This window comes from Cutibacterium namnetense (assembly GCF_001642025.1).
In the GTDB taxonomy this organism is placed as follows: Bacteria; Actinomycetota; Actinomycetes; order Propionibacteriales; family Propionibacteriaceae; genus Cutibacterium; species Cutibacterium namnetense.
Genome location: NZ_LWHO01000008.1, coordinates 69805 through 94836, shown reverse-complemented (window position 1 = coordinate 94836; position 25032 = coordinate 69805). Strand labels below are relative to the sequence as shown.

At 60.9% G+C, this 25032-nt stretch carries 22 protein-coding genes and 1 pseudogene; 18 read left to right on the top strand and 5 right to left on the bottom strand.

The features are described 5' to 3' along the window. The first annotated feature begins 44 nt into the window (after positions 1-44). From glmS to A5483_RS08575, 3 genes are all read left to right on the top strand, one after another. Positions 45-1892: a glutamine--fructose-6-phosphate transaminase (isomerizing) gene (gene glmS / locus A5483_RS08585; RefSeq protein ID WP_063811575.1), complete on the top strand. Its 1848-nt coding sequence runs from the start codon at positions 45-47 to the stop codon at positions 1890-1892. Between the two features lie 39 nt (positions 1893-1931). Further along, positions 1932-2279, top strand: coding sequence for a holo-ACP synthase (locus tag A5483_RS08580; protein WP_002549860.1), 348 nt, complete (start codon positions 1932-1934; stop codon positions 2277-2279). An 89-nt stretch (positions 2280-2368) separates the two neighbouring features. Continuing rightward, positions 2369-3814, top strand: coding sequence for an NAD(P)H-hydrate epimerase (locus A5483_RS08575; protein ID WP_042843106.1), 1446 nt, complete (start codon positions 2369-2371; stop codon positions 3812-3814). 67 nt (positions 3815-3881) lie between these two features. Here the strand turns inward: A5483_RS08575 and A5483_RS08570 are convergent, their stop codons facing one another. Next, entirely contained in the window at positions 3882-5021 is a 1140-nt protein-coding gene (locus tag A5483_RS08570) for a glycosyltransferase family 4 protein (RefSeq protein WP_063811573.1), read from the bottom strand. 647 nt (positions 5022-5668) lie between these two features. On the opposite strand from A5483_RS08570, the gene A5483_RS08565 reads away from it, so the two are divergent. The 4 genes from A5483_RS08565 to A5483_RS08555 all read left to right on the top strand — a co-directional run bounded on the left by A5483_RS08565 (position 5669) and on the right by A5483_RS08555 (position 11181). Beyond that, positions 5669-6361 (top strand): ABC transporter ATP-binding protein, encoded by a 693-nt coding sequence (locus A5483_RS08565; protein WP_042843107.1) that lies wholly within the window; start codon positions 5669-5671, stop codon positions 6359-6361. Continuing rightward, the gene (locus A5483_RS12245; protein WP_063811571.1) at positions 6361-8700 is read left to right on the top strand and encodes an FtsX-like permease family protein; all 2340 of its coding nucleotides are present in this window, start codon (positions 6361-6363) and stop codon (positions 8698-8700) included. The genes A5483_RS08565 and A5483_RS12245 overlap by 1 nt, the downstream gene beginning before the upstream one ends. Before the next feature lie 541 nt (positions 8701-9241). Continuing rightward, positions 9242-9730 carry a hypothetical protein gene (locus A5483_RS12630; RefSeq protein ID WP_082864038.1) on the top strand — a complete coding sequence of 163 codons (489 nt, stop codon included), beginning with the start codon at positions 9242-9244 and terminating at the stop codon, positions 9728-9730. After that, complete coding sequence (locus tag A5483_RS08555; RefSeq protein WP_042843109.1) at positions 9706-11181, top strand: DEAD/DEAH box helicase; 1476 nt, start codon at positions 9706-9708, stop codon at positions 11179-11181. The genes A5483_RS12630 and A5483_RS08555 overlap by 25 nt, the downstream gene beginning before the upstream one ends. A gap of 9 nt (positions 11182-11190) precedes the next feature. On the opposite strand, the pseudogene A5483_RS08550 reads toward A5483_RS08555, so the two are convergent. Then, a pseudogene (locus A5483_RS08550) lies at positions 11191-11871 on the bottom strand (HNH endonuclease family protein). Positions 11872-12077: 206 nt separating this feature from the next. On the opposite strand from A5483_RS08550, the gene tsaE reads away from it, so the two are divergent. From tsaE to A5483_RS08520, 6 genes are all read left to right on the top strand, one after another. Beyond that, entirely contained in the window at positions 12078-12968 is an 891-nt protein-coding gene (gene tsaE, locus A5483_RS08545; RefSeq protein WP_002549897.1) for a tRNA (adenosine(37)-N6)-threonylcarbamoyltransferase complex ATPase subunit type 1 TsaE, read from the top strand. Next, positions 12968-13627, top strand: a complete 660-nt coding sequence (gene tsaB, locus A5483_RS08540; protein ID WP_003866493.1) for a tRNA (adenosine(37)-N6)-threonylcarbamoyltransferase complex dimerization subunit type 1 TsaB — start codon at positions 12968-12970, stop codon at positions 13625-13627. Before tsaE ends, tsaB begins: the two co-directional genes overlap by 1 nt. After that, the gene (gene rimI, locus A5483_RS08535) at positions 13627-14094 is read left to right on the top strand and encodes a ribosomal protein S18-alanine N-acetyltransferase (RefSeq protein ID WP_063811569.1); all 468 of its coding nucleotides are present in this window, start codon (positions 13627-13629) and stop codon (positions 14092-14094) included. Before tsaB ends, rimI begins: the two co-directional genes overlap by 1 nt. Beyond that, positions 14087-15130 (top strand): tRNA (adenosine(37)-N6)-threonylcarbamoyltransferase complex transferase subunit TsaD, encoded by a 1044-nt coding sequence (gene tsaD / locus A5483_RS08530; RefSeq protein WP_003866507.1) that lies wholly within the window; start codon positions 14087-14089, stop codon positions 15128-15130. The genes rimI and tsaD overlap by 8 nt, the downstream gene beginning before the upstream one ends. A gap of 130 nt (positions 15131-15260) precedes the next feature. Next, the gene (locus A5483_RS08525) at positions 15261-16595 is read left to right on the top strand and encodes a C1 family peptidase (protein ID WP_003866457.1); all 1335 of its coding nucleotides are present in this window, start codon (positions 15261-15263) and stop codon (positions 16593-16595) included. Between the two features lie 264 nt (positions 16596-16859). Then, positions 16860-17195 (top strand): hypothetical protein, encoded by a 336-nt coding sequence (locus A5483_RS08520; RefSeq protein WP_141563358.1) that lies wholly within the window; start codon positions 16860-16862, stop codon positions 17193-17195. A gap of 404 nt (positions 17196-17599) precedes the next feature. On the opposite strand, the gene A5483_RS08515 is transcribed toward A5483_RS08520, so the two are convergent. Next, positions 17600-18430, bottom strand: coding sequence for an ATP-binding cassette domain-containing protein (locus A5483_RS08515; protein ID WP_241497700.1), 831 nt, complete (start codon positions 18428-18430; stop codon positions 17600-17602). A 138-nt stretch (positions 18431-18568) separates the two neighbouring features. After that, positions 18569-19093: an EXLDI protein gene (locus A5483_RS08510; protein WP_063811567.1), complete on the bottom strand. Its 525-nt coding sequence runs from the start codon at positions 19091-19093 to the stop codon at positions 18569-18571. A 403-nt stretch (positions 19094-19496) separates the two neighbouring features. Between A5483_RS08510 and A5483_RS08505 the strand changes: the two genes are divergently transcribed. The 4 genes from A5483_RS08505 (at position 19497) to A5483_RS08490 (ending at position 23134) form a co-directional block, all read left to right on the top strand. Then, positions 19497-19988, top strand: a complete 492-nt coding sequence (locus tag A5483_RS08505) for an NUDIX hydrolase (protein WP_063811565.1) — start codon at positions 19497-19499, stop codon at positions 19986-19988. A 125-nt stretch (positions 19989-20113) separates the two neighbouring features. Continuing rightward, on the top strand, positions 20114-21283 hold the full coding sequence (locus tag A5483_RS08500) for an ABC transporter substrate-binding protein (RefSeq protein WP_063811564.1): 1170 nt from the start codon (positions 20114-20116) through the stop codon (positions 21281-21283). Positions 21284-21338: 55 nt separating this feature from the next. Next, a complete protein-coding gene (locus A5483_RS08495; RefSeq protein ID WP_063811626.1) occupies positions 21339-22385 on the top strand; it encodes a FecCD family ABC transporter permease in 1047 nt (348 codons plus the stop codon). After that, positions 22382-23134, top strand: a complete 753-nt coding sequence (locus A5483_RS08490) for an ABC transporter ATP-binding protein (protein WP_063811562.1) — start codon at positions 22382-22384, stop codon at positions 23132-23134. The genes A5483_RS08495 and A5483_RS08490 overlap by 4 nt, the downstream gene beginning before the upstream one ends. Positions 23135-23161: 27 nt before the next feature. On the opposite strand, the gene A5483_RS08485 is transcribed toward A5483_RS08490, so the two are convergent. Next, positions 23162-23587 (bottom strand): hypothetical protein, encoded by a 426-nt coding sequence (locus A5483_RS08485; RefSeq protein ID WP_063811624.1) that lies wholly within the window; start codon positions 23585-23587, stop codon positions 23162-23164. Between the two features lie 251 nt (positions 23588-23838). Here A5483_RS08485 and A5483_RS08480 point away from each other — a divergent pair, with 251 nt between their 5' ends. Next, the gene (locus tag A5483_RS08480; RefSeq protein ID WP_002549859.1) at positions 23839-25029 is read left to right on the top strand and encodes a THUMP-like domain-containing protein; all 1191 of its coding nucleotides are present in this window, start codon (positions 23839-23841) and stop codon (positions 25027-25029) included. Positions 25030-25032 lie beyond the last annotated feature (3 nt).

The following is a 25032-nucleotide window of genomic DNA, read 5'->3' as shown; positions in this document are numbered from 1 at the left end:
TTTCAGTTCGCGGAAACGCTCATGGTTCATGTACGTTTCTTGCCATGTGCGGAATTGTTGGTTACTGCGGCCATCGACAGGCTGAACGTGTCATCATCGACGGACTCCGACGTCTCGAGTACCGAGGATATGACTCGGCTGGTTTGGCGGTCGTGGCGGACGGGAGCCTGTGCCGAGCCAAGAAGTCAGGCAAGCTGGCTCACCTCGAGGAGGAACTGGCCGCTCATCCGCTCCCGGAGTCCAACCAGGGTATCGGTCACACCCGGTGGGCCACCCACGGTGCCCCGACCGATGAGAACGCCCACCCTCACCTTTCCTTCGACGGGCGCGTCGCCGTCGTTCACAACGGCATTATCGAGAACTTCGCCGCACTGCGCGCAGAGCTTGAGGATCAGGGCATCACCTTTTCGTCGGAGACTGACACTGAGACTGCCGCTCATATGCTTGCCTTGGAGATGCAGCAGGGTTCCTCGCTGGTAGAGGCCATGGGGGCAGTAGCGTCACGGCTCGAAGGAGCCTTCACACTGGTGGCTGTCAGCCCAGACGCCCCCGACACGGTGGTGGCCGCTCGTCGCAACTCTCCGCTCGTCGTCGGGCTGGGGCAGGGGGAGAACTTCCTCGCCTCTGACGTAGCGGCGTTCATCGAACACACCCGCAAGGCCCTCGAACTCGGTCAGGATCAGGTCGTTGTGCTCACTCCCGACGACGTCACCGTCACCGACTTCGAGGGCAATCCGGGCCAAGCCCACCCGTACCACGTCGACTGGGACCTGTCAGCGGCCGAGAAGCAGGGTCACGACTGGTTCATGCGCAAGGAGATCTTCGAGCAGCCGCGCGCCGTGGCTGACACTCTGTTGGGCCGTTGGTCTGACCGTGGCGAGTTAGTCCTTGACGAGGTGCGCATCTCGCCGGAAGAGTTGCGCCGTATCACCAAGATCGTGGTCGTCGCATGTGGGTCGGCGTACTACGCCGGCATGGTTGCCAAGTACGCCATCGAGCACTGGACGAGGGTCGCCTGCGAGGTTGATCTGGCCAGCGAGTTCCGCTACCGCGACCCGATCATCGACCCCACGACGCTCGTTGTGACAATTTCCCAGTCTGGTGAGACGGCCGATACCCTCATGGCCATCCGGCACGCTCGCGAGCAACATGCCAAGGTCATTGCGATCTGCAACACCAACGGCGCGACGATTCCCCGCGAGTCCGACGCTGTCATCTACACCCACGCTGGCCCCGAGATTGGCGTGGCTTCAACCAAGGGGTTCCTCACCCAGGTGGTCGCCTGCTACCTGCTGGGCCTCTACCTGGCCCAGGTGCGTGGCATGAAGTACGGAGACGAAATCCGCGGCGTGATGTCCGAGCTCGACCAGATGCCTGGCAAGATTCAGGAGGTTCTCGACGAGATCGAACCGGTTTACGAGTTGGCTCGTGTGATGGCGAAAGAAGAGGAAGCGGTCTTCTTCCTCGGCCGCCACGTCGGTTACCCGGTGGCACTCGAGGGTGCTCTCAAGCTCAAGGAGATCGCCTATATGCATGCCGAGGGCTTTGCTGCTGGCGAGCTCAAGCACGGCCCCATCGCTGTCATCGAGGAGGGCACCCCGGTCTTTGTTGTTGTGCCACCGCAGGGGCGAGATCAACTTCACGACAAGGTGGTCTCCAACATCCAGGAAATCCGTGCCCGTGGTGCGAGGACGATCGTGCTTGCCGAGCGAGGCGACGATGACGTCAAACCGTATGCTGACACCTTCGTCGGGCTGCCGGCCTGCTCGACCTTGCTCCAGCCGCTGGTAGCGGCAGTGCCGCTGCAGGCTTTCGCCTGTGAACTGGCCACCGCCAAGGGCCACGACGTCGATCAGCCACGGAATCTGGCCAAGTCCGTCACGGTGGAGTGAGTAGGCGCTCGGGGCTGACGGCCCCCTAATCTTGTCCTCATGGTCATCGGAATCGGGGTGGACGTCTGCGACATCGCTAGGTGGCAGGCTGCGGTACGACGCCACCCTGGGGTGGCCCGCAAGGTGCTCACGCGTGCTGAGGCTGCGCTGCCGGCGCACTCTCAGGCAGCCCGATTTGCGGCCAAGGAGGCCCTGTACAAGGCGTTGAGCGGGGGAGAGGGGCTTTCTTGGCAGGACTGCGAGGTGGTCGCTGACGGTGGTGCGGTAAGGTTCGAGCTTCGTGGGTCGCTGGCTCGACGCGCCGAGGAGCTCGGCGTGCGTAGGGTCCATCTCTCGTTGGCCCACGACGCCGGTGCCGCGGTGGCGATGGTGGTCTGCGAGGGTTGAGTCGCACGTGTCCAACCCGGCCCTTCTGCCGTGGTTGAATGAGTACCGATCTGCAGCGAGGGCCTCGGATGGGGCTGAAGGGAATCGTCATGGCAATTGTCTGCACCGCCGAGGCCACTCGGGCAGCCGAGCAGAGGTGGTTCGATACCCACCCGGGACAAGACCTCATGGACATTGCCGCTCATGCTGTCGCGCGAAAAGCTCAAGAGCTTCTGCTCGGCGGCGTCGTTGATGACCTTATGCCTGATTGGGCAGCGTCCCAGTGCGTTCTCGTCCTGGTTGGTAGCGGGAATAACGGCGGTGATGGACTGTTCGCGGCCGCGGCTTTGGCGCAGCGTGGGTGGCGGGTCGAACTGGCCCAGGTGATGGGTCAGCCGCACAAGGCTGGCATGGCTGCTGCGCTTGACGCTGGTTGCATCCGTGTCTCGCTCGGAGAGGTCACCAGCCACTCATACGATCTCGCGATTGACGCTGTCCTAGGGATTGGGGGCCGGCCAGGTATTCCGCAGTCCCTAGAGCGAATCGACACCTGGTTGCGTACTCGCGGGATCCCGCTGCTCGCAATCGATGTGCCATCGGGTCTGGATGCGGATTCTGGTGAGGTGGAGTCCTGTGTTCATGCCGCTCACACCATTACTTTTTCCAGCCTCAAGTGGTGTCATATTGCTCACCCGGCCGCCCGCTATTGCGGCGAGTTGGAGGTTCATGACATCGGCCTTGACCTTGTCGACGATGATGACAGGCCTCTCGATGGTGTCGACGAGTACTGCGACCTCACTGAGATGGCATCGCTGTGGCCGGTCCCCGGCGCGCGCGACGACAAATACTCCCGCGGGGTCGTCGGCATCGATACCGGATCCGAGAGGTTTCCGGGGGCGGCTGTGCTTGGCGTTCTTGGAGCGCTGCGCACCGGGCCAGGAATGGTGCGATTTTCCGGACCCGGCGCCATCATGGCCTTCTTGCTGAGCCGGGCTCCGTCCGTTGTTATTGGTGAGGGACGCGTCCAATCCTGGGTTGTTGGATCTGGTTGGGACGCTCACGATGACAACGCCAACCGATTCTCTCAACGGGTGGCTGAAGGCGTTCCTATGGTGATCGACGCTGATGCCCTGGACTTTCTCCCAGCCCAGTTGCCGGAGGGATGTCTGCTCACGCCCCATGCCGGGGAGTTGGCTCGAATGCTGTGGGTAGAGCGTAGTCAGGTCGAAGAGGACCCGCGTGGGTCTGCGGTCCGTGCGGCCCGGAGGTTCGGCGCGACCGTCCTACTCAAAGGGTCTATCCAATGGGTTGCCCGACCTGATGGGGTGGTTCGTGCCGCTCTTCCTGGGCCCGCATGGACCGCTCAAGCTGGGTCTGGTGACGTTTTGGCTGGGATGTGCGGCACTCTCATGGCTGCCGGACTACCTGCTGACAGAGCGGCTCTGTGCGCTGCCGGGATGCAGGCCGCCACGGCCATTTCGATGCCTGGGCCGTACGCTCCGGACCAAATTGCCGAATTGCTGCCCGGAACGATCACAACGGTTCTGTCACGCTGATCAGCCCTTGCTCCAAGGACTGATCAGGACTGATCAGAAAGATTCGGGTAGGCGTTCGAAAGGAATGTCAGAGGGTGGCACGAATCCTCGTTGAGCGCCCGGCTAGCCGGATTGCTTCTTCATAATGTTCGACGAGTTCGCTGCACAGGTTCTCCCAGGTGCGATTCTCGATCGAGGCTCGTGCCGCCACACCCATGGCGCGCCGCTTGTAGTCGTCACCGACGAGATCGACGACGCGTGAGCGGAAGTCTGTCATGTCCCCGGCCTCATAAAGCCATCCAGTGCGAGACGGGTCAATGAGGTCGATGGGACCGCCCTTGCGTGGACTAATGACCGGGACGCCACAAGCCTTAGCTTCTTGAACGGCCTGGCAGAAGGTTTCCAGCTCGCCTGTCGCGCAGAATACGTCCATGCTGGCGACGGCGCGGGGAAGATCCTCCCCGCCGAGACCGCCGGTGAAAATGGCATGAGGAAGCTGCTTTTCCACCTCGGCGCGAGCTGGACCATTTCCGACGATGACGAGCCGGGTGTGAGGGATGTCGGCGAGGTTGGCCATATCGGCGACCCGTTTCTCGGCAGCTAGACGCCCCATATACCCGACGACCACCTCGCCGTTGGGAGCCCATTCGTCGTGCAGCTGCTGAGAGCGCTTCGACGGGTGGAATCGCACTTTGTCAACGCCGCGTCCCCAGATGCCCACCCGAGGTACGCCATGGCTGACGAGTTGGTCACGAGAGAAGGTGGAGGGTGCGTAGGTCGCCACAGCGAGGGAGTGGATTTGACGCACGCGGTACCAGCCGTAGAACTCGAGCTTGCCGAGTCCATAGCGGCCTGCGTAGGACGGGATGTCGGTCTGATAAATCGCCACTATGGGTATACCGAGGGAGGCTGCCGCCATGGCGCCCTTGTACCCAATCATGAATGGCCCAGCCAGATGCACGACGTCAGGCTCGAACTCTGACAGGTAACGCTCCATCGTCCACTGCGGGCTGGTGGAGACACGTACGTCTTGGTAGCCCGGCCAGTGCAGGGAGGCTAGTGGAATGACGGGGAATCCGGCGTACTCGCGCGGCGTCTGGGCATCACCGGGGGCGAGCACGAGGGCCTCATGGCCGTGACGCCGTAGGTGCTCCAGAATCCGCAGCACCGAGTTCGTCACTCCATTGACCAGGGGGAGGAATGACTCAGTGATGATCGCAACACGCACAATTTCATGGTAGCCGGGACATACGACGCCTTGGTGGGGTTGCGGTGTCGTAGTGGTGAACGTGGAGCAACGAGATCACCTGCGGTTGGTGGGCAAAGATGTCCGAGGTGCGCCACCCCACCACTTGCGGGGGCTGTGTGCGAGCCTTGTTGTCCCCGCCCCGCCAGATATATGTAGGATATGCTGACGCCAAGTGGTCGACAGATTGCGGATGGCTCAAAAACTTACTCAACGAGGAGTCGTTATGATTCGATTGTCCAAATTAGTGAGTGCAGGAGTTCTCGCTGCCATGTTAGGGGGAAGCTTTGCCGTTGCGGCCCCTGCGGCTCATTCCGGTTCTCTTGAATTGTTCGCTGATCCGCATTACAAGGCGCGTATCGGATATCGAACAACGACTGGAAGTTGGAATATAAGTCGAGGCAACAATGATGCCCTAAGTTCGGTTAAGAACCAGACGAACTGGTCGGCTGCATTTTGGTATGATGCAAATCAGCGAGGTCATTGCTGGGATTATGCTCCTCATACGAATGACCCCTATTTCTGGTGGTATGACGACAATCAAGCATCATCCTTTGCCTTGGGGCGCGGGTGTTGAGTCGGCTTTCTCCCCGAGTCACATCGCCGTCAACAGTAAGGTCAATGGAAAGATGGTAGCTGCTGGCGGTGAGGTCATCAGGATATCTGGGGTGTCCCATAATTTCTCGACCGCGCACAATCGCAATCTCGCCCTGGACGATGTTACCGTCTCCATGCCGCCGGGGGTAATGACCCTGCTACATGGCGTGAGCGGATCAGGGAAGACGACATTGCTCAACATCGTGTCGGGGCTATTGAGGCCGACGTCGGGCACGGTGTTCGTTGAAGGGAGCGACATTTATTCCCTGTCGACGCCCGAGCGTGACGATATGCGCCTTAATCGAATCGGAATGATCTTCCAAGAGCACTCCCTCATCGCCGATTTCACGGCGCGGGAGAATGTTGAACTCATCCTTCGGGTGCGTGGATTCGGCTCTCGTTCCCGCACTATGGCGACCGAGGCTCTCGAACGGGTTGGGATCGCCCACCTCCAGGGTCGCTATCCTCGACAACTATCCGGGGGTGAGGCCCAACGGGTCGGGATAGCCCGCGCCATCGCTGGAGATCGCGCGATTCTGTTGGCCGACGAGCCAACCGGTCAGCTCGATCGGCGCAATTCCCAGCTGGTCTTCGAGCTGCTGCGCGAACTTGCTGAGGATGGCGAGGGTCGCACCGTCGTGCTCTCTTCTCATGACCCTACTGCCAAGGAGTATGCGCACCGATCCTGCGAATTGGTTGACGGCCACCTGGAGGGCGTCCACTGATGTGGATGTGGAATCTAGCTGCTTTGGTGTTGCGCTCTCGGAAAAGCTGGTTGCGCATGATTCCGTTGGCTACTGCTTTACTCATCATGACCGTTAGCCTTGGAGTAAATCGTTCCATCAGCCTGAGTTCGGAACAATCGGTGAAATCGACGCTCGGGGCAGCCGATGGCTTGGTAAGTCCGGGGTTTTCGATATTTGCTGGATCATCATCTCCTACCCTGCCCATTCATCGGTGGAATGTCCGCCAAGCCACGCCATATCTTGAAACTCAAGTTTCCGTGAAGGGTTTTCCTGAGGAGGTGCACTATCAGGAATCTAGCGTGCCGGGCGCACATACTGAGGGAAAATATAATCTAATCTCGGGAAGATGGCCTACGAAGTCCTCTGAAGTGGTTATTAACTCATCCTTGAGGCAAGAGATTAGTGGCAGAAAAAATCTTATCCTGGAACCCGGGGACTATCGTCTTTCTATCGTTGGGACGGTTGGAGCAACGTTTGATAAATCATCTCGCGAGATCCTGGCTCATCCTGGAACATGGCAGGCGTGGCCCCTGACTCAGAAACAGGCCAAAATATCCGGGGTGAGTGGAAACCTTCTTGTTTTCTTCACCTCGTCTGATCCAGCTGCCACGTGCAGTAAGATTAATGACGATTTGGGCTCTGATCCTGTCGATTCTGATGCATGTACGACCAGGAATCAGCTCCTCTCCAAAGAATCTGCACCGCTATCTGGGAAGAAGATCGTCGAGCAGTATCTGGCGTGGTTCCTCGTCGCCGGTTTGGGAGCTGGTTTGGCTGCTGCGGCCGCTACGACGTCGGCACGCCGAATCATCGCGCCCCTTACTGCTATGGGTGTGCCGCGCCGCAAACTGGCTCTGTCGCTGCGAGTCATCACCTTGTTCATGAGCGTCGCCACTGCGGCAGCAAGCCTCGTCGCCGGCGAGCTGCTTGTCATAGCTATTCGGCCACTGCTGGCCCGTTTCTCCGATAACCCACTCTCGCCTATCTCATTGCCTACTATTAGCGCCCTCACCTGCCTGGTTGCCGCCGTCTTGACCGCCGTCGTCATGGCGACCCCGAGCAGTCAGCGGGAACGCAAGGTTCATGGCACACGCATCAATGTGAAAATGGCCCGTCTGTTGGCTTGGGGCGGCGCCATCGTTGCCTGCGCCCTCTTGGTATGGGCTTCAGCGGCAGCGAAAGCCTCGCTGATTTCGGTGGCCATTGTTTCCGTGGCCTCGTCGTTGGCGGCAGGACTGGTGGCACCGTGGTTACTGACCTTGGTCTCAGGACGCGAAGTCCCACCCGGCCGTAGGCTGGCCGCGTCTCGTGCCCTTCGCCGCCGGGGGTCATGGCACGGACTGTTCGCTGGACTTACAGCAGGTCTCATTGCTGCTACTGCTACAGGTCTGCTTATTGTTGCCTCACTGTTCGCACAGATGAACGCCACCAGTTCCACAGGTATCCCGCACGGTATGGCCTACTTCCTGACAGAGCCGGGGTTCTCCCCCCGTCTGCCTGGCAACCTCGTCACACAGTTCGACGATGACTTGCATGGTGCCCGCAAGGTGCCGATGGCATATGGTTCCAGCAACGACCGCACTGGCAATTCTGTGGCGTGGTGGGCCTTTCATGACGTCGACGACGTCGCCAGTATTTTCCCCCTGACTGATGGTCAGCGTCGTCAGTTGCAAGCGGCCGGAAGCCTGCGGGTCACCACCGATGAGCAAGCTCCCAACACCGATATCACCGTGCCGCGAGATCTTGGCTGGCTTGGGCAGATTAAGGTCATCGGGCATGGGGATGCCTCACCAGCTAAGCCAAGTGGCTCGTCGGTGAGTAAAGGGTTCCTATATGTCGGTCTGAGCCCAAACCAGGAGGACATCGCCTACCACTGGGCCACGACACACCGCATCGACCCCTCTTATGTCATGGCTCCACGAATCGCACCCAAGGTTCCCCTGCCCACGGCGACCCTCGTGGCTACCGGGCTGTTCACCATTATCACGATCATCATGATTGGTTCCCTGGCCCGAGACGAGCGCTTGGCTCAGAGGCGACTCACTGCGTACCTGCGACGCCTCGGACTAACACCGCGCTGGGTCGACAGTGTGATCTTCTTCGAGGTCGCCATGACGTGTGTCGTCGCGGTGGTCGCTGGCATTGTGGGGTCGCTGCTCGCCCTGCTGGCTACGAGCCGAATCATGCCCGGCACCATGGACTTGGTCCACGGCGGATGGTGGGTTCTGGCTGCGCTTGCAGGATCGGTCATGGTCGGTTCGGTTATTGGGGCCGCCATCCACCGTCCCTACTCGTGGAACACGACTATCAGCGACTAGCTCGTTCCTTCGGGAATGTGGTCGATTTCGCCAATGTCGCCTGGTTGGCGTAGAGTACCCGCGTTGGCAACGGCTCGATTCGTTCGAGCCTATGATGCGTTTCAGTTGCTCGATGTGCCCTCAGGGCATGGCGGGGTCACCGGCTCCGGTTTCACTGCATTCACCTGCACAGCAGCTATTCGCCCAGCCATCGAGACAGACAGCCATCCAGGATTCCATCACCGAGACCCGCTTTGGGTCCGACGTGCTGCGGTTAGATTCCGCGACCCCGTGCAGTGACACTGCGCCTTTTTGCGCGCGGTGGTGTAGGTCGCCCCTGGCCGAGGAGTCCGCTGATCATGAGGGAAGACCCCATTGAGCAACAAAAAACGCAATTCCAAGTCCTTTAAGGCTGACGGCACCCCGAAGCGCCGTTGGACCGCAGCTGAGCGAGCCGCTCGCGGACACAAGCCACGCACCAGGGGAGGGGTCCGTACCGAGCGCACGGATTCCCAAGGTCGCAACTTCGAGGCGTGGACCCCTCGTGAAGACGCGCGTCCCGATGCTGTTGGCGGTGGTAAGGATCGTCGTTTCTCCCCAGATCGACGCGACCATAATGAATGGTCTGATCGCCGCAATGACCGTCGTTACGACCGCCGCGACTCGGATCGTCGACGTGACTGGGATCGGCGCGACGGACGTCACGATGACCGCCGGTGGTCCGATGACGGCGAGTTCCGCCCTCATAAGTCGCGACGACCGGGAAATTACGGCAACCGTGACTGGAAGCGCGATGACCGTCCCGGATCCTCGTGGGATCGCGAGGACCGTCGTGGACAGCGCCGCGACCGTGACCACCACTGGGATAGGCGTGGCGGCGGCCATGGCTTCGATCGCCGGGATTCCCAGGATCGGCGCGAAAGCCGTAACAACTGGCGCGACGATCGCCGGGATGGCCGATGGTCAGACCGTTCGGATCATCGTGGCAACGATTTCTCCCACGAGGGCCACGACGACGCCGACAATATGGATTGGAAGGCCACTGAGCTAACCGATCTCGACGTTACCGGTATCGACCACGAGGGCGGTTTCTCGGCTCTTGGTGTGCCCGACGAAATCGTCGCCGCTTTGGCTAAGACTGGCATTACCGATCCGTTCCGCATCCAGATCGCCGCTATTCCTGATGCCATCGCTGGGCGTGACGTGCTGGGCCGGGCCTCGACGGGTTCGGGTAAGACGTTGGCCTTCGGTGTCCCGCTGCTGTCGCGTTTGTCTGCCACCCCGCGTGAGGATAAGCGGCCTCGAGCCCTCATCCTTTCTCCCACTCGCGAGCTGGCTATGCAGATTGCTGACGTGCTATCCCCGCTGGCCTCCTCAATGGGACTATCGACCATCCTTATCGCGGGTGGTATGAGCTATGGCCCGCAGACCAAGGCTTTCAAGAAGGGGGTCGACCTTGTCGTCGCCACCCCAGGACGTCTGGTTGACCTGTTGGAGACCGGTGACGCCGACCTTTCCGGTACCGTCGTGACTGTCCTCGACGAAGCCGACCATATGGCTGAGCTTGGATTTATGGAGGCCGTTGGCGCGATCCTCGATGCTGTTCCCGCAGACGGGCAGCGCTTACTGTTCTCTGCCACCCTCGACGGTGCTGTCAACAAGCTCGTCAAACGCTATATGCACGAGCCGGTTACCCACGAGGTCGATTCCGATACGGGATCGGTCTCGACGATGACTCATCACGCTTTCCAGATCAAGCCTCACGAGAAGGTAGGACTGATGTGTGAGATCGCTAACCGTAGCGGTCACACCATCGTCTTCGCCCGAACCCAGCGCGGTGCCTCCCGAATGGCCGAGCAGATGCGTGAGGCTGGTGTCATGGCTGGCGCTCTGCACGGCGGCTTAACCCAGGGCGCCCGCGCCCGCGTGTTGGGGTCGTTTAAGGAAGGTTCGCTTCCGGTCCTGGTTGCTACTGACGTCGCGGCCCGCGGGATTGACGTCGATGACGTCACTCTGGTGTTGCAAGTCGATCCGCCGATGAACTCCAAGGATTACCTGCACCGGTCCGGTCGTACTGCGCGTGCCGGGCATGACGGGGCGGTCGTCTCTCTTGTTTTGCCGCATCAGCGTCGCACTATGGCTCGTTTGTACCGTCAAGCCGGGGTGAAGCCGGTAGAGGCCCAGGTGATGCTCGGTGACGACCACGTCGCTGAGGTGGCTGGATGCAGCCCGGCCTTGGGCGCCCCCATTGACGAGAAGGATTATGAGGCTCTCGTCGCTCCCAAGCAGCAGCGTGGCAAGAAGGCCCGTGACGGGAAGCCACGTCGCGGCAAGGGCGGGTACAACCGCGGTGGGCGTGGATTTGACGGGGGTCGTCCCCGCAGTCACGATTCTCGTGATCACCGTGATCGTGGGCATGATTCCCGCGGACGCAATTTCCGTGGTCGCGAGCGCCGCGACATTGAGGCTAAATACGGTCGCTCCGGAAACGACACTTGGTGAGTAATTGAGTCACCGGCCAGGCAACGCATGATTTGGGCAAGTCGAGAGCACCCGAATCATCGCGTTGCGCTCCGCCGAAGTGACTCAGAGATGGTACTTTCGCTTGACAGCGATCTGGCGAGATACGTAGTCACAGCGGTATGACTTGTTTGGCGGCAGCCATGTCACCGCATCCCCGGCCCCCTTGTTCTGGTTGGCCCGTCCTTCGACGGCTAGCAGATTGAGGGGGTCGTTTGCTAGCGCCTGACGCCGGTCCATGGGTAGTTGCTGAGCACCTGTGACCCAGGCGTTTCCGAGCGCGACGACGTGGTCGATCTGCACGACAGCCGAAGTTTCGCGACCGCGTCTCCATGCGATTTTCCGTCCCGTGTAAGGGTCGTGTAATTCGCCGGAGACGACTCGGCACCGGCTGCCGGACTTTAGCTTGGCTCCGACGAGGTCGCGGGCCAAAGCGTCGTCGCGGGTGCCGCAACCGTTATGGCCCCAGGGACGAGTCAGGGCTGAGTCGGAGTTGTCGCTCCACGCCGGGCCGAATTGGTCCCGCGAATAGCCGGTCATCGGCGCACGTCCCTTCACGGGGAGGTCGCTGAGAGCCGCTGCGGCCTGGCCATAGGCTGTCGACCCTTCTTGTGGAACAGCTTTGCGGTACACCCCGACGATCACCAACGATGCGACGATGAGGACCAGCAACCATGCCCATCTCCGTTGCGGCGTCGACGCCATATCGTCACCTTCCTACAGTCTTGCTGGCCAGCGTGGCATCGCTGGCGACATGGTCGTGGACGCTACACCACAGGGCCGCCCAGGCAGAAGACTTGAAGCGATCACCTGTGCTCCTGCCAGAGGACTCGCGACGACGAGGCCAACGGGAGGTTCGGCGACTATCCTGGTCTTTTGTGGAAGAACAGATCAGCTCGCAAGAGTCGGCTCCAGAACTCGCCGTCGCAGTTTCGCAGGACGCTTCGGACCTCGCGCGTGCCCTTGATCTGGAAGTAACGACTGTCTCAACTTGGCTGACCCAGGGCATTGGAATTGTCGCGCGTCACGGCTCGCGGATCGCCGGCCTCGCCCACCTCGTTGATGGCGGTGGTCACGCCGAGGTTGCCGACCTGGCCTTGGCTGCTCCTGGCGATGTCGACGTCGTGACAGCCCTCATCGGTGGGTGTGAACAGATCGCCACGGAGCTGGAGGCACGCACCCTCGTCGTCTCCTGTTTGACGACTTGTCCCGGCCCGGCCTACCACCGTGACGGCGATTGGGTCCGCGTACTGCCCACCCGAGTCGTCATCCCCACCTCCGATGCCATGCACACTTTTGGAGCCGCCCTAGCCAGGGAGCTGCAAGCCGGTGACGTTGTGCTGGCCTGCGGGGATCTCGGCGCTGGCAAGACCACTTTGGCCCAGGGGATTGGGGTGGGGCTCGGCGTTGAGGGGCCGGTTATCTCCCCGACCTTCGTCTTGGCTCGGCGCCACGCCGGTGCCGAAGGACGGCCGGGGCTCGTCCACGTCGACGCCTACCGTCTCGGCTCGGCCGCCGAGCTCATCGACCTGGACCTCGACGAGACTATGGACCAGGCGGTCACCCTCATTGAGTGGGGAGCCGGCATCGCTGAGGGCCTCGGTGGTTCCCACCTCGACATTGACATCCGTCGCAGCGAGGACCCCGCCGACGAGACTCGGGTGGTTTATTTGGAGGGCTTCGGGCCGCGCTGGCAAGGCGTCGATCTGTCGCCGCTGTCTGATCCCCTCGACACCATTTCTTGCGACCAGACCGGAGACAACAACTGATGAACGCCATTGTTCTGGGAATCGACACTTCGACGGCCGTCAGCGTCGGTTTGGCGCGCGGATCCGAGGTGCTCGTCAGCCTGCACTACGACGACCCGCGCGCCCATGCCGAGCAGCTCATGCCCCTCATCCAGCGTGGCTGCGAGGAGGCCGGGATTGCCCTGACCGATATTGGTGAGGTGGCGATCGGGGTCGGCCCGGGCCCCTACACGGGCCTGCGCGTTGGCGTGGCGACCGGAAGGGTACTGGCACACCTGGCCGGTCTTACCCCGCACCCGGTATGTTCCCTCGACATCCTGGCCCGGCAATGGGCTGGGGTCGATGGGGAGTTCGTGGTATGTACTGACGCTCGTCGCCATGAGCTGTATTGGGCTCGCTACGACGCTTCAGCGAATCGTCTTGACGGCCCCAATGTCACTCGCCCTGAGGACGTGCCGAAGGATCTGCCCATCGGTGGTCCGGGATGCCTCGTCCGCGGCCTGACGCCGACCCCGGGATCGCCGGAGCAGCTAGACGCCGGGGTACTTGCGGCATCGTGGCAGACCATGACCGATGTCGGGCTGGAGCCGCTGTACTTGCGTGACCCCGACGCCACCGTTCCGACGACTCGCAAGGCCACCTTGACCCCGACCCGCCTCACCTTGCCCGGTCTCAGGTGATGATTAGGCGTGCCAGCGTGGCCGACCTCGACGCCGTCATGGCCGTTGAGCAAGCGAGCTTTGACCCACCATGGTCGCGTGCCTCCTGGGCCGAGGAGATCGCTGCCGCCGACCACCGCCTCACCTTGGTTGCTGGGGACGACGAGGTTGCTGCCGCCGCGACCTTCCACGGTTTCGACGTCGCCGATCTCGACCGGATCATGGTTACTCCAGCGGCGCGTGGGCGGGGCTTGGCTGTCGCGCTGCTCTCCGGTGGCCTGGACTGGGCGGTTTGCCGGGGATGCCGCGCCATGATGCTTGAGGTCCGCCGCGATAATTATCCGGCCATCTCTCTCTACCGACGCTTCGGCTTCGAGACGATTTCGCAGCGTCACAACTACTACGGCGGCGGGATCGACGCCCTCGTCATGTCCGTCGACTTGTCCCACACCGAGACCACAACCCCACCCGAGGAGAACCATGTGTGAACCGCTCATCCTGGGCATCGAGTCATCGTGCGACGAGACCGGAGTTGGCATCGTCCGGGGCAATGACTTGCTCGCCAACGAGGTCGCCTCGTCGATGGAACAGCACGTGCGATTCGGCGGGGTCGTCCCCGAGGTCGCCTCGCGCGCTCATCTGGAGGCCATCGTCCCCGTCCTGGAAAAAGCTACCGCGACTGCGGGGGTGGATCTATCCGATCTCGATGGCGTTGCCGTGACGGCTGGGCCAGGCCTGGCTGGGGCACTCGTCGTCGGCCTGTCGGCGGCCAAAGCTTTAGCAAGCTGGCTCAACAAGCCTCTGTACGGCGTCAACCATCTGGCTGGACATGTCGCCGTCGACCTGCTTGAGCACGGTGAGCTGCCGATGCCATGCGGCGCTTTGCTCGTCTCAGGCGGCCATACCAGCTTGCTGCGGGTAAACGACATCGCCACAGACATTATTGAGGTCGGCTCGACGATCGATGACGCTGCTGGTGAGGCCTACGACAAAGTGGCCCGCGTGCTTGGCCTGCCGTACCCGGGTGGGCCGGTCATTGATAAGGCTGCCGCCGAGGGGGACCCGACAGCGATTCGTTTCCCACGCGGACTGACGGCTCGCCACGACATGGTTAAACATCGCTTCGACTACTCCTTCTCCGGCCTCAAGACGGCGGTGAGTCGGTGGGTGGAGACCCAGCAGCGTGACGGAGTCGACTTCCGCATCGCCGACGTTGCTGCCAGTTTTCAGGAGGCTGTTGCCGACGTTCTCACTGCGAAAGCCGTCGACATGTGCCAGGAGTATGGCCTCGAGCACTTCCTCATCGGCGGGGGAGTCGCGGCGAACTCGCGACTGCGCGCTTTGCTCGCTGAGCGGATGGAGGCTGCAGGGGTGGAGTTGCGACGCCCGCGTCCGGGGCTATGCACCGACAATGGGGCCATGATCGCGGCCTTAGGTGTGCAGGTTGTCAAAGCGGGGCTGCCGGCGTCGGCCTTGGACATTTCGGCTGATTCAGGATTGCCCATCGAGACGGTGCTTGTCTGAATTTCGGGGTGGTAGGGATCGTCGAAGATGCGAATATGTGGCCTTAAGCTGTTGGCCCTAACGTCGCTCGTAACAGTGCTCTACTGTGCCATTCTGTGAGACATTATTGAGAGATAGGAGCGGATGAGGAATGAGTGAACCCTTCGTTCTTGACGCCAGTTTTAGTACGCTTCGCGCGGAGTCCTTCACCAATGACGCCGTTGGACGGCTGGTGCAGAATGCTGTGACAGGTACCGGTGCTGATACTGTCAGTCTGGACCGCACCCTCGTCAATAGTGTTGACGAGACGACCTCTCAGCGGCTCGATTCCTGGAAGGTAACCGACCAGAAGCATTCCGGACGGTGCTGGGAATTCGCTGGACTTAATGTGCTGCGCGCCAAAGTCATTGATGAGCTTAAAGTTGATGACTTCCAGTTTTCGCAGAATTACATCGCGTTTTTCGACAAGCTCGAAAAGGCCAACCACACCCTGTCGCGTGCTACCGCTACTGCCTCCCGTGATGCCAGCGAGGAGGAGGTGCGCTCCATCATGGACTACCCGAGTGAGGACGGCGGCTGGTGGTTCCAGTTCACTGACATCGTCGCGAAATATGGGTTGGTGCCGTCACGGGCGATGCCTGACACAGAGTCTGCAGGAAATACTGCTCAGATGAATCAGGCACTTGCGACGGTACTGCGTCGGGCTATCGGGCGCATTCGGGAGGCGGCCACGAACTCTGACCCGGCTGAAGGGTCGGCCCACATGGAGGCAGTGCGCAACGAGGCCCTGAACGCGGTGTGGCGGATTTTGGCGATCCACCTGGGGACTCCGCCTACCAGCTTCATGTGGCAGTACCGCGACAAGGATAAGAACTTCCACCGCAAGGGCACCTACACCCCGCTGAAGTATGCCCATGAGATCGTGCCACAAGCCTTCGACCCGTGGGTGGCCCTCGCCCATGACCCGCGCGAAGAACACCCGGTGGGCCGCACCTACGTCCACGAGCACACCCCGTACATGGAGGGTGGCACCCCATATTGGCATCTGTCGGTGGGCCTTGATCTCCTTAAGAAGACCATTGTCGAGTCAATTGCTGACGGTGAGCCGGTGTGGTTCTCCTGCGATGTCAAGAAGCAATTCGACAAAGACCTGGGCATCTGGGATGCGAAGCTGCATGACTACGAGGCCCTCTACGGCATCGACATGGACATGTCGAAGGCTGAAAGGTTGCGGTTGCGTGAATCCGGTGGCACTCACGCCATGACCTTCGTCGGGGTTGATCTGGTTGACGATGTCCCGGTGCGCTGGAGGGTTGAGAACTCCTGGGGTGACGAGGTGGGCCGCAAGGGATTCTTCACGATGAACGACTCGTGGTTCGATGAATACGTCTACGAGGTCATCGTGCCCCGTTCCCGGGTGTCCGATGACATTGCCAAAGCCTGCGACCAGGAGCCCATTGTGTTGCCTGAGTGGGACATGATCTGAGTTCCCTGCCGACATGGATCTGCCCGCCCGCAGCGTGGTGGCGCATGCGATGGATGTCCAGACCGGAGAAATCTTCAGAGCTAGACGTTGCTCCGACCTGACTGAAGTGACGGCGTGGATCACGACCCTGCCGGGCCCGGCTGCGGTCATCTACAGTGACGGTCCCTGATGAGCTCACTTAAGCCGCCCGTGACCTGGTGAGGGCCTGCGAGGAACTGCTGCAGTGACCTGATGCCGGCTCGTCACCGCCTGTCGAATTGGTTGTTGAGGCATGAGATTGTCTACTCGGACGGGCAGGCTTGGGCCGGTGCCCACGATGCCTGGGTGCGACGGCAGCGCTTCGGCTTGCCACTGGTCCAAGCCACGTTCGACGAGGGCTACGACTCCGTTGTCACGATCGCGGCCATGGATGCCGACAGTCCCTGGACCGGCACCGTTCACCGGCCGGGCTGCTTGCGCGGGATCTCCACGTTGACCGGGTTCGCTCTGGCGGTCGAGATCGGTGGCTGGAGCCGATTCACCGGCAACTCCATCGGAGCGATCCGCGAAACACCTATGGGCAGCCACCATGACCGGCGGCGTCTCGTCCCGCTCGCGTGACAGAAACCGCACCGATATCAGGTGTACTGACCGTACAGGTTGGTTGAAGGATTGCGATTCGAGCGTGTGGGTAGGGGAGGGCCTTACTGGTTGGGTGGGACTTGCGACAGAACCCGTTCAACCAGGAAGGCCCTCTGATGTCTCACGCTAACGCAGTACTGATCCCGAGGCATCGCTTGATCGTTGCCGAGCTTGTCGCCGACGGTGGCGTGCCTATCGCTGAGGTTGCAGGGTGGGCCGAGCATTACCATGCAGGACCGGTCCTCACAGCCCCATCGCAGGCCTAACGCCACCCCATCACCGGTGGACCGAAGAGGGCGAGATAGACGAGAGGCTGCGCGAAGGTCAAGGTGAAGTCACCTCGCGCCCTCAGCGTCAACGTCAGGTAGCGTGAAAACAGGCTTTCATGAAAGCTGCTCCTTCCCGGGGGTTGTCGTGATCGCCAAGAACGCCTCTTCAAGGGACGCATCACGGGTGGCGATTGAAGTCATCTCGATGGCGTTGGTTGCAAGGATGCTACTGACCACAGCCGCGTCGCGGTTGGGGTGCTTTGACCGGATGCGGATCCGATCGTCGTCTTGCGTTGTGTCAGGGAAAGAGTCGGTTAATAGGTTGACGGTGCGCTCGGTAATGCTTCCCCCAACGGTGACGACCACCTCTCCCAACGCGTATTGCTCGCGAATTGCTGTGGGGGAACCGCTGGCGACTATCGAGCCGTGGTTCAACACACTGACATTGGATAGATGGTCGGCCACCTCGTCGATGTAGTGGGTCGTGATTAGGAAAGCGGCGCGTGTCTCGTGTCGAGCGGCCTGAACCGTCTGCCACAGAGACAGTCGGGTCGCAGGATTGAGGCCCAGGGTCAGTTCGTCGAGTAAGACCACAGATGGATGCCCCACCGGTGCAAGACCAACCTCGACGACCCTCTTCTGGCCACCGGATAGTCGGCCAACATTCCAGTCCATGAGATAGCCGCAGTTCAGCATCGCTGCAACGGCGTCGACGCTCGCGCGTGCTTGCCGGGCCGACTGCCCGAAACATTGGGCGTGGAAGGTCATCTCTTCCCGGCATGTGAGGCCGTATTGGAGCCCACCCTTCTGGGACACATAACCCAAGCAGGAATGCCCCTCAGATGATCCCCACGCCACGTCACCGGAGTCAGCGGAGAGAAGACCGGCAACGATTCTGACGAGAGTAGTCTTCCCAGCCCCATTGGGTCCGAAAAGCCCTATCATTTCACCGGGGTAGAGATCTAGGGAAACCCGCATAGTGCCGGGATTTCATACCTGCCATGAACGACGTACTTCTTCGTGAGCTGCGCAATAGAGAGTGCTGGCACCGAGGATGTACGGTTTGCGATTGGCGAACGCATCTCAGATATCCAAAACTTCTAGAGGGGGGATGGAGAGGGCTGATTCGACGCGTTCAGCCAAAACAGCGTGTGTCTGACGCAGGTGTTCGGTATCGGGGCATACGACCAGCGTCTTGTCTCCAGTGGTCCAGAAGTCGCGGTCCCAGGTTTCGGGGTGTGACCAGATGTTCTCCTGGCCTGCGGACCAGTTGGGTAGCTTCCTTTGGATCTTGGTGGCGACAGCCAGCTGGTTCTTGGCCGTCTGATAGACGGTGTCGATGCGGGTTCCTTCTGGGACTGGTTGCCTGACGCGAACCAGACGCCGTCCCATGAAGGTGACCCTGTGGTCGACCTCGTCAGTGCGCAGCGCGAGCTCGATTTCCTCGTAGCCCTCATTCGCTCGCTGATGCTTCTTCACGTAGTCGCGGAGCGCCTCCGCGACGGCCGCAGACAGACCGCCAGCGATCTCACTGGCTTTGGTGAACAGGTTCACGTCGTCTTCCGCGACGTACACGTTTCTACTAGGCATGTACATAACTATGCGCATATACGTAGCGCTCGTCAACCCTCTATCCGCATAGGGATCGCTGAACACTGAGCACCTTCGGGCTGCTAGTGCCGCGGGTGTTCGGGAGACGTCAGGGGAGATGGAACATGGCATCTACACCTAGCGGGTTACGCAAGGCCAGCTCGGCCGTGACCTCGTATCGAGCACAGAGTCCGGGAGCGGAGGGGGTAGGATTCAGGACCCATCAGTAGATTATCCCGCCATCGTCCGGCAGTCAGACGCGCAGCATCAGGATAACGCGTGGCCCACGAATTGCTGGACCGGTACAAGGACGCGCAGCCATGTAGACATCAAGCGCCAAGGGTCCCAGATAAGCTGTCGTGACTCGTCGAGGCTGCCCGTCTCTTGCCACTCGTCTCCGTCGTCCTGAGAGGATGTCCTCATGATGACCCCAATCCTCACCACCCTTGGTTTCGTCATGCACCCCGATGCCGAGCGCGTCCTCATGGTGCATCGCATTGCACGTCCTGGCGATGAGCAGCTCGGCAAGTACAACGGGCTGGGAGGCAAAGTTGAGCCGGGGGAGGACGTCGTCGCCGGTATGAAGCGCGAGCTGCGCGAAGAGGCCAGTATCGAGGTCGATGCCATGAGGCTGCGTGGCACCGTCTCATGGCCTGGATTCGGTCGTCGTGGGGAGGATCATTTTGGGTTTATCTTCCTCGTCGACTCCTGGCATCCCATCGGCGATACCATCCCTGACGCTAACGAGGAAGGGCCACTGACCTGGGAGCGCGTCGACTCGCTCGACGAGTTACCGATGTGGGAGGGGGACCGCTACTTTCTGCCGCTGGTTTTTGATCCCGATGTCCCGCAGTTCCACGGCTGTCTGCCCTACTACGATGGTCGACCGATTGGATGGTCGTACTCCGTGTAGACCTCCTGATGCCGGAGGGTGCCGGGGGCTTCCGGCGTCATGCTTGCGCTGAGATTTAGGTAAAGCTAACCTTATGTCCACTTTGTATCGTCGCTGTGCGCCCTACAGGAAGGCCCGCCACTACCATGAATGTCACAAGAACTCTCGGCACCGTAGCCACAGTCGCCCTTGCGCTAGGCCTTGGCGCCTGCGCTGGTGGCGTCCAGGAGAAAGAGTCAGGTGGCCATGCTCCAGCCCTGAAGGTCACCGACGTCGCAGGGCGCACGGTCTCCTTCGACGCCCAGCCGCAACGCGTTCTTTTGGCTGAGGGGCGTGCGCTGATGGCGACTAGCATTCTTAACAAGCAGGATCCGGCCAAGAATGTGGTAGCTATCGGTGCAGACCTCCACCAAGCGGCCCCTAGCTTCGAGTCCGCACTACAACAGGCTCGTCCACGGGTGAGCACACTTCCGACGATTGGCAGCGTCGCTAAGGGTGACGTCACCGTGGAGAATATGCTGTCGTTTAAGCCTGATGCGGTGGTTATGACGCTAGATCAGAAGGAGCCTGCCGAGAAGGCAGGATTCCTTCAGAAAATGGATCAGGCCAAGCTCCCGTACGTTTTCATCGATTTCCGGAGGAAGCCGCTAGAAAACACTACGAAATCAATGTCGACGCTCGGTCAAATCTTTGGCGGAAAGGCTGTTGCCCGGGCCAGCGAGTTCAATAAGTTCTATCAAGCGAAGGTCGATGACGTGTCGCGAAGAATCTCCCGGGAGGGTGACAAACCTCGCACCTTCCTGTGGCGTGCTGCGGGGCTTAAGGACTGTTGCTCCACCTATGCGAATCTCAATCTAGGGGATGTCGTTACTGCCGCCGGGGGGCACAACCTTGGGGCGGATCTCCTCCGGACACCCGCGGGTGATGTCACCCCCGAGAAGGTCGTGGCAACTCAGCCCGATCACATCATTGCCACCGGTGGCTCGTGGGCTAAGGATCCGAAGAAGTCAGAGTCTGTTCCCCATGTCGAACTTGGCTATAACGCCACCGATGACGTTGCCCAGAAGACCTTGGCTGGCCTGCTCAAGACCCCGGGATTTTCCTTGCTCAAGGCCCCAAAGGATGGAAAGATGCACGCCGTCTATCATCAATTCTACGACTCTCCCTTTAATGTTTTCGCACTTGAGCAGTTCGCGGCTTGGCAGCATCCGAAGCAATTCAAGGGTGTCGACCCAACGAAGGATTTCGCTAAATTCCATGATGACTATTTGCCTTTTGGCTACCGCGGCGTGTTCTTCGTGACGCTGAAGAAGTGAATCCGGCGTGAGTGACACTGACGTTTCCCTCGTTCGGGAGGATCCTGCTGCCGGAATGGTGGCCGTGGTGAGGGAATATTACCGGCGTGCCCGTTGGAAATGCTGGGCGATTGTCCTGCTGTCGATCATTGCGGTGGCTGCCTTCCTCATCACCATCGTGGTTGGTCCCGTGGATATCACTCTTCCCCAGCTGATGAGGGCACTGATCAATCCCGCTACGGTGGATGCTCAGACCCGGATGGTGTTGTGGCAATTACGTATTCCGTCCTCGGTAATGGCGGTACTCATCGGGGTGTGCCTCTCGCTTGCAGGTGCTCACATGCAGACGATCCTGGACAATCCGCTGGCGGAGCCCTTCACATTGGGGATCTCTGCAGCGGCGGCTTTTGGGGCGGCCGCCTCTATCGTCTTGGGGTGGACGATCATTCCCAACGCACAATTCAACGTGGCGGTCTGCGCAGCGGTGGCATCCCTTATTGCGGTCGCTATCGTTGCTGGTGTCTCGCGCCGTCGTGAAGATGGCCGGGAGTCCATGATCCTGCTCGGTATTGCCCTGGTCTTTGGATTCCATGCGCTCCTGGCCCTCTTGCAATACCGAGCCACCCCGGAGGCTCTCCAACAGATCGTCTTCTGGACGATGGGCTCCCTGCAGCGGGCCACGTGGACCTCGAATGCCATCATCGCGGCCGTCCTGGCTATCGCCATTCCCATCACGATGAAACACTCCGGGCAGCTGACCGCGCTGAGACTCGGCGATGAGCGTGCCGCCGCCATGGGGGTGAACGTACCCCGGCTCCGGTTGCAGATTCTCATTCTGGCGTCACTACTGGCAGCGGTGACCGTCGCCTTTGCCGGGGTCATCGGATTCATTGGTCTGGTCGGTCCCCATGTCGCCCGCATCCTGGTCGGTGAGGAACAGCGATTCTTCGCCCCTGCTTCTGCGGCTACTGGAGCCTTCCTGCTGGCCACCGCCCATGCCCTATCGATCACCATCATCCCTGGGGTGGCGATACCTATTGGGATCATTACCGCGCTGGTGGGTGTGCCAGTGTTCGTGTCCCTTATCCTCACCCGGCATCGTGTCTTCGGGAGGGCATCGTGAACGTCCGCTTAGCTAACCTGCGTTTGTCCTATGGCCGGCATCACGTGCTCGATGGGGTGAGCCTCGGCCCGCTGGAACGGGGGACAGTCACTGGGCTGCTCGGGCCCAACGGAGCGGGAAAGTCAACGCTCATCAAGACCATCGCCGGGCTGAAGACTCCCACCTCGGGGGAGGTGATCATCAGTGATGACGGTGGCCATATCAACGAATCTCAACTGCGAAACGTCGTGGGCTACCTTCCCCAGGACGTACTTGCCACCGCATCCCTGACCGTCCTTGAGTCGGTCTTAACCTCAGCCCGCAGCAGGAGCAAGACGACGGTGGAGCGTGCTGCCACTATCTTGGAGCGCGTCGGCATCGCGCACATCGCCCACCGGTTCATTTCCCAACTGTCCGGCGGTCAGCGGCAATTGGTGGCATTGGCGCAGATGATGGTTCGCGATCCCCAGATCTTGCTGCTCGACGAACCCACCTCCGCACTGGATCTGCACAATCAGATTGAGGTGTTGCGCCTAGTGCGCAGAGCCGTTGACGGCGGGCCCAAGATGGCAATCGTGGCCCTCCACGACCTGAACCTGGCTGCCTGTTACTGTGACCGCCTGGTGCTGTTACACGAGGGTGGCGTGCACGCCGAAGGGGCGCCCTCGGAGGTCCTCACCCCGGACGTGTTGGAGCGCGCCTATGGGTTTCGTGCCCGGGTGCTCAACGACGATGGCATTCCCGTTGTTCGTCCAGTGATAACCGCGTGATCCGTGAGTTGCGGGCGTTAATTTTGATCAGCCGGCTAACCCGATGATCCACAGGATCAGGCAAACCACTGGAGCCGTCCAGCGAGAACTCCACGCTCCATAGTGGGTCTCTGCGAACATACTGTCTGCTCGCGGGTTACCCCCGGGCAGGCTGTACGGCGCAATCGCTGCGAGCGCAAGGCTTACCGGCAGCAGGATTGAGAACGGTACCGGTGTTGTCACGAGTGGGGTACCCGCAAGGATTCCCATCACCATAATGCCGCCCAGAGCCAGCATCATGGCGACTGCAGTGACGGCGTCCTGCCCGGAACCGTCCGGTTCAACGAAGGATTCCACGAAGGTCAGCAGGGCAGGGGCCACGATGATCGCAATGAAGAGCAGCGCCCAGCTGACGTTGGTGTGGGCGTCCCAGTTGAGAGGCTCGGTGCGTGACGCGTAATAGGTCGTCGCCATGGCGCCCAACTGGAATGCCGAACCGATGAAGTGATGGATGTACCACCCTGCTGAACGGCGCGACGGATCCTCCCCGGAAGTCGTGTTCTTCGACTCCTGGGATTGCAGGCGCTGGGTAAATCTCGGTCGATTCTCGTAAGTGGTGATGGCCACGACAGTACTGGTTGCTCCTCGTGCGGAAAACGGTGCATTCCGATGTCTCGACCCCGGATTCTACCCACATCGTCAGAAAGTACCTCTAGAGTGGCAACGTGGATCGCACTGTGGCACGGCGTCTAGTTAGCGACGAGGGACGCGAAGCTCTTGACCTAGCGAGTGTCGAAGCTGATCCCGACTCGTTGGTGGCTGCCACCAGGCTGCGTCGTCACATAGATGCCGATCTCGCCGCAGCAGTACTTGACCAAATCAGCCTGAGGCGTCGGGCTGTTGCGAAGATCGGACCGGCTGCAGCGTCGATGTTGTGGACTCGTGATGGTCTGGAGCAAGCCACCCGGGGAGATGTGTCGCGATGGCGTGCAGATCGCCTTAAAGACGCCGGATTCACCCACGTTGTTGATCTTGGCTGCGCCTGCGGGGCAGATGCACGAGCGTGCCTTGATGCCGGCCTTGAGGTGACAGCCGTCGAGGTTGATCCGGTAACAGCCGAGCTAGCGCGCCACAATCTGCCCGAAGCGCAGGTGATGTGTGCTGACGCTACCGCGGTCTTCGCTGACGTCCCCAAGGGGGCCAACACAGTCGTCATGCTCGATCCGGCTCGGCGCACGAGCCGGGGGAGAACCTGGCGGCTAGAAGATGTGCAGCCGCCATGGTCATTTGTTGCGAGCGTGCTCAAATCGGTGCCCGCGGTCGTCAAACTAGGGCCTGGTGTCGATCGCTCCCAGCTGCCAGATCTGCCCGTCACCTATGTCGGACACCGTGGAGACTTGGTTGAGGCGACGGTGTGGTCCGGGTTCGCAGACCAGTGGCCGGGGGACCGAGCAGTGCTGATTGGCCCGGTGGGAATAGAAGAACTCCCCGGGAGGTGTCCTGCCCCTGCACCTGGTGAACTTGGCCCCTTTGTGGCTGAACCTCACGCCGCCGCCATCCGTGCCGGCAGCCTCTCAGCGATCGATGAATCGCTGCACGCAGTGTCGGAGGGTATCGCCTACCTCACCGCAGACGAACCCGTCGCCTCGCCGTGGCTGACGTGGTTCGCCGTGAAGGAAGTCCTGCCTCTTGACGTCAAAGCGTTGCGTTCCTGGGTCCGTAAGCACCACGTCGGAACCGTAGAGATCAAGAAACGCGGCGTCGAGGTGGACCCCGTGATATGGCGGCGCAAGCTTAAGCCTTCGGGGCCGAATTGCGTAACGTTTATCTGCACCCCGACGACCGGAAGTGCCAAGGCGCTGGTATGTGATCGCGTAAGGCTGCCATGCGGCATGATTGGGGCAGGCCAGGTGTGATGT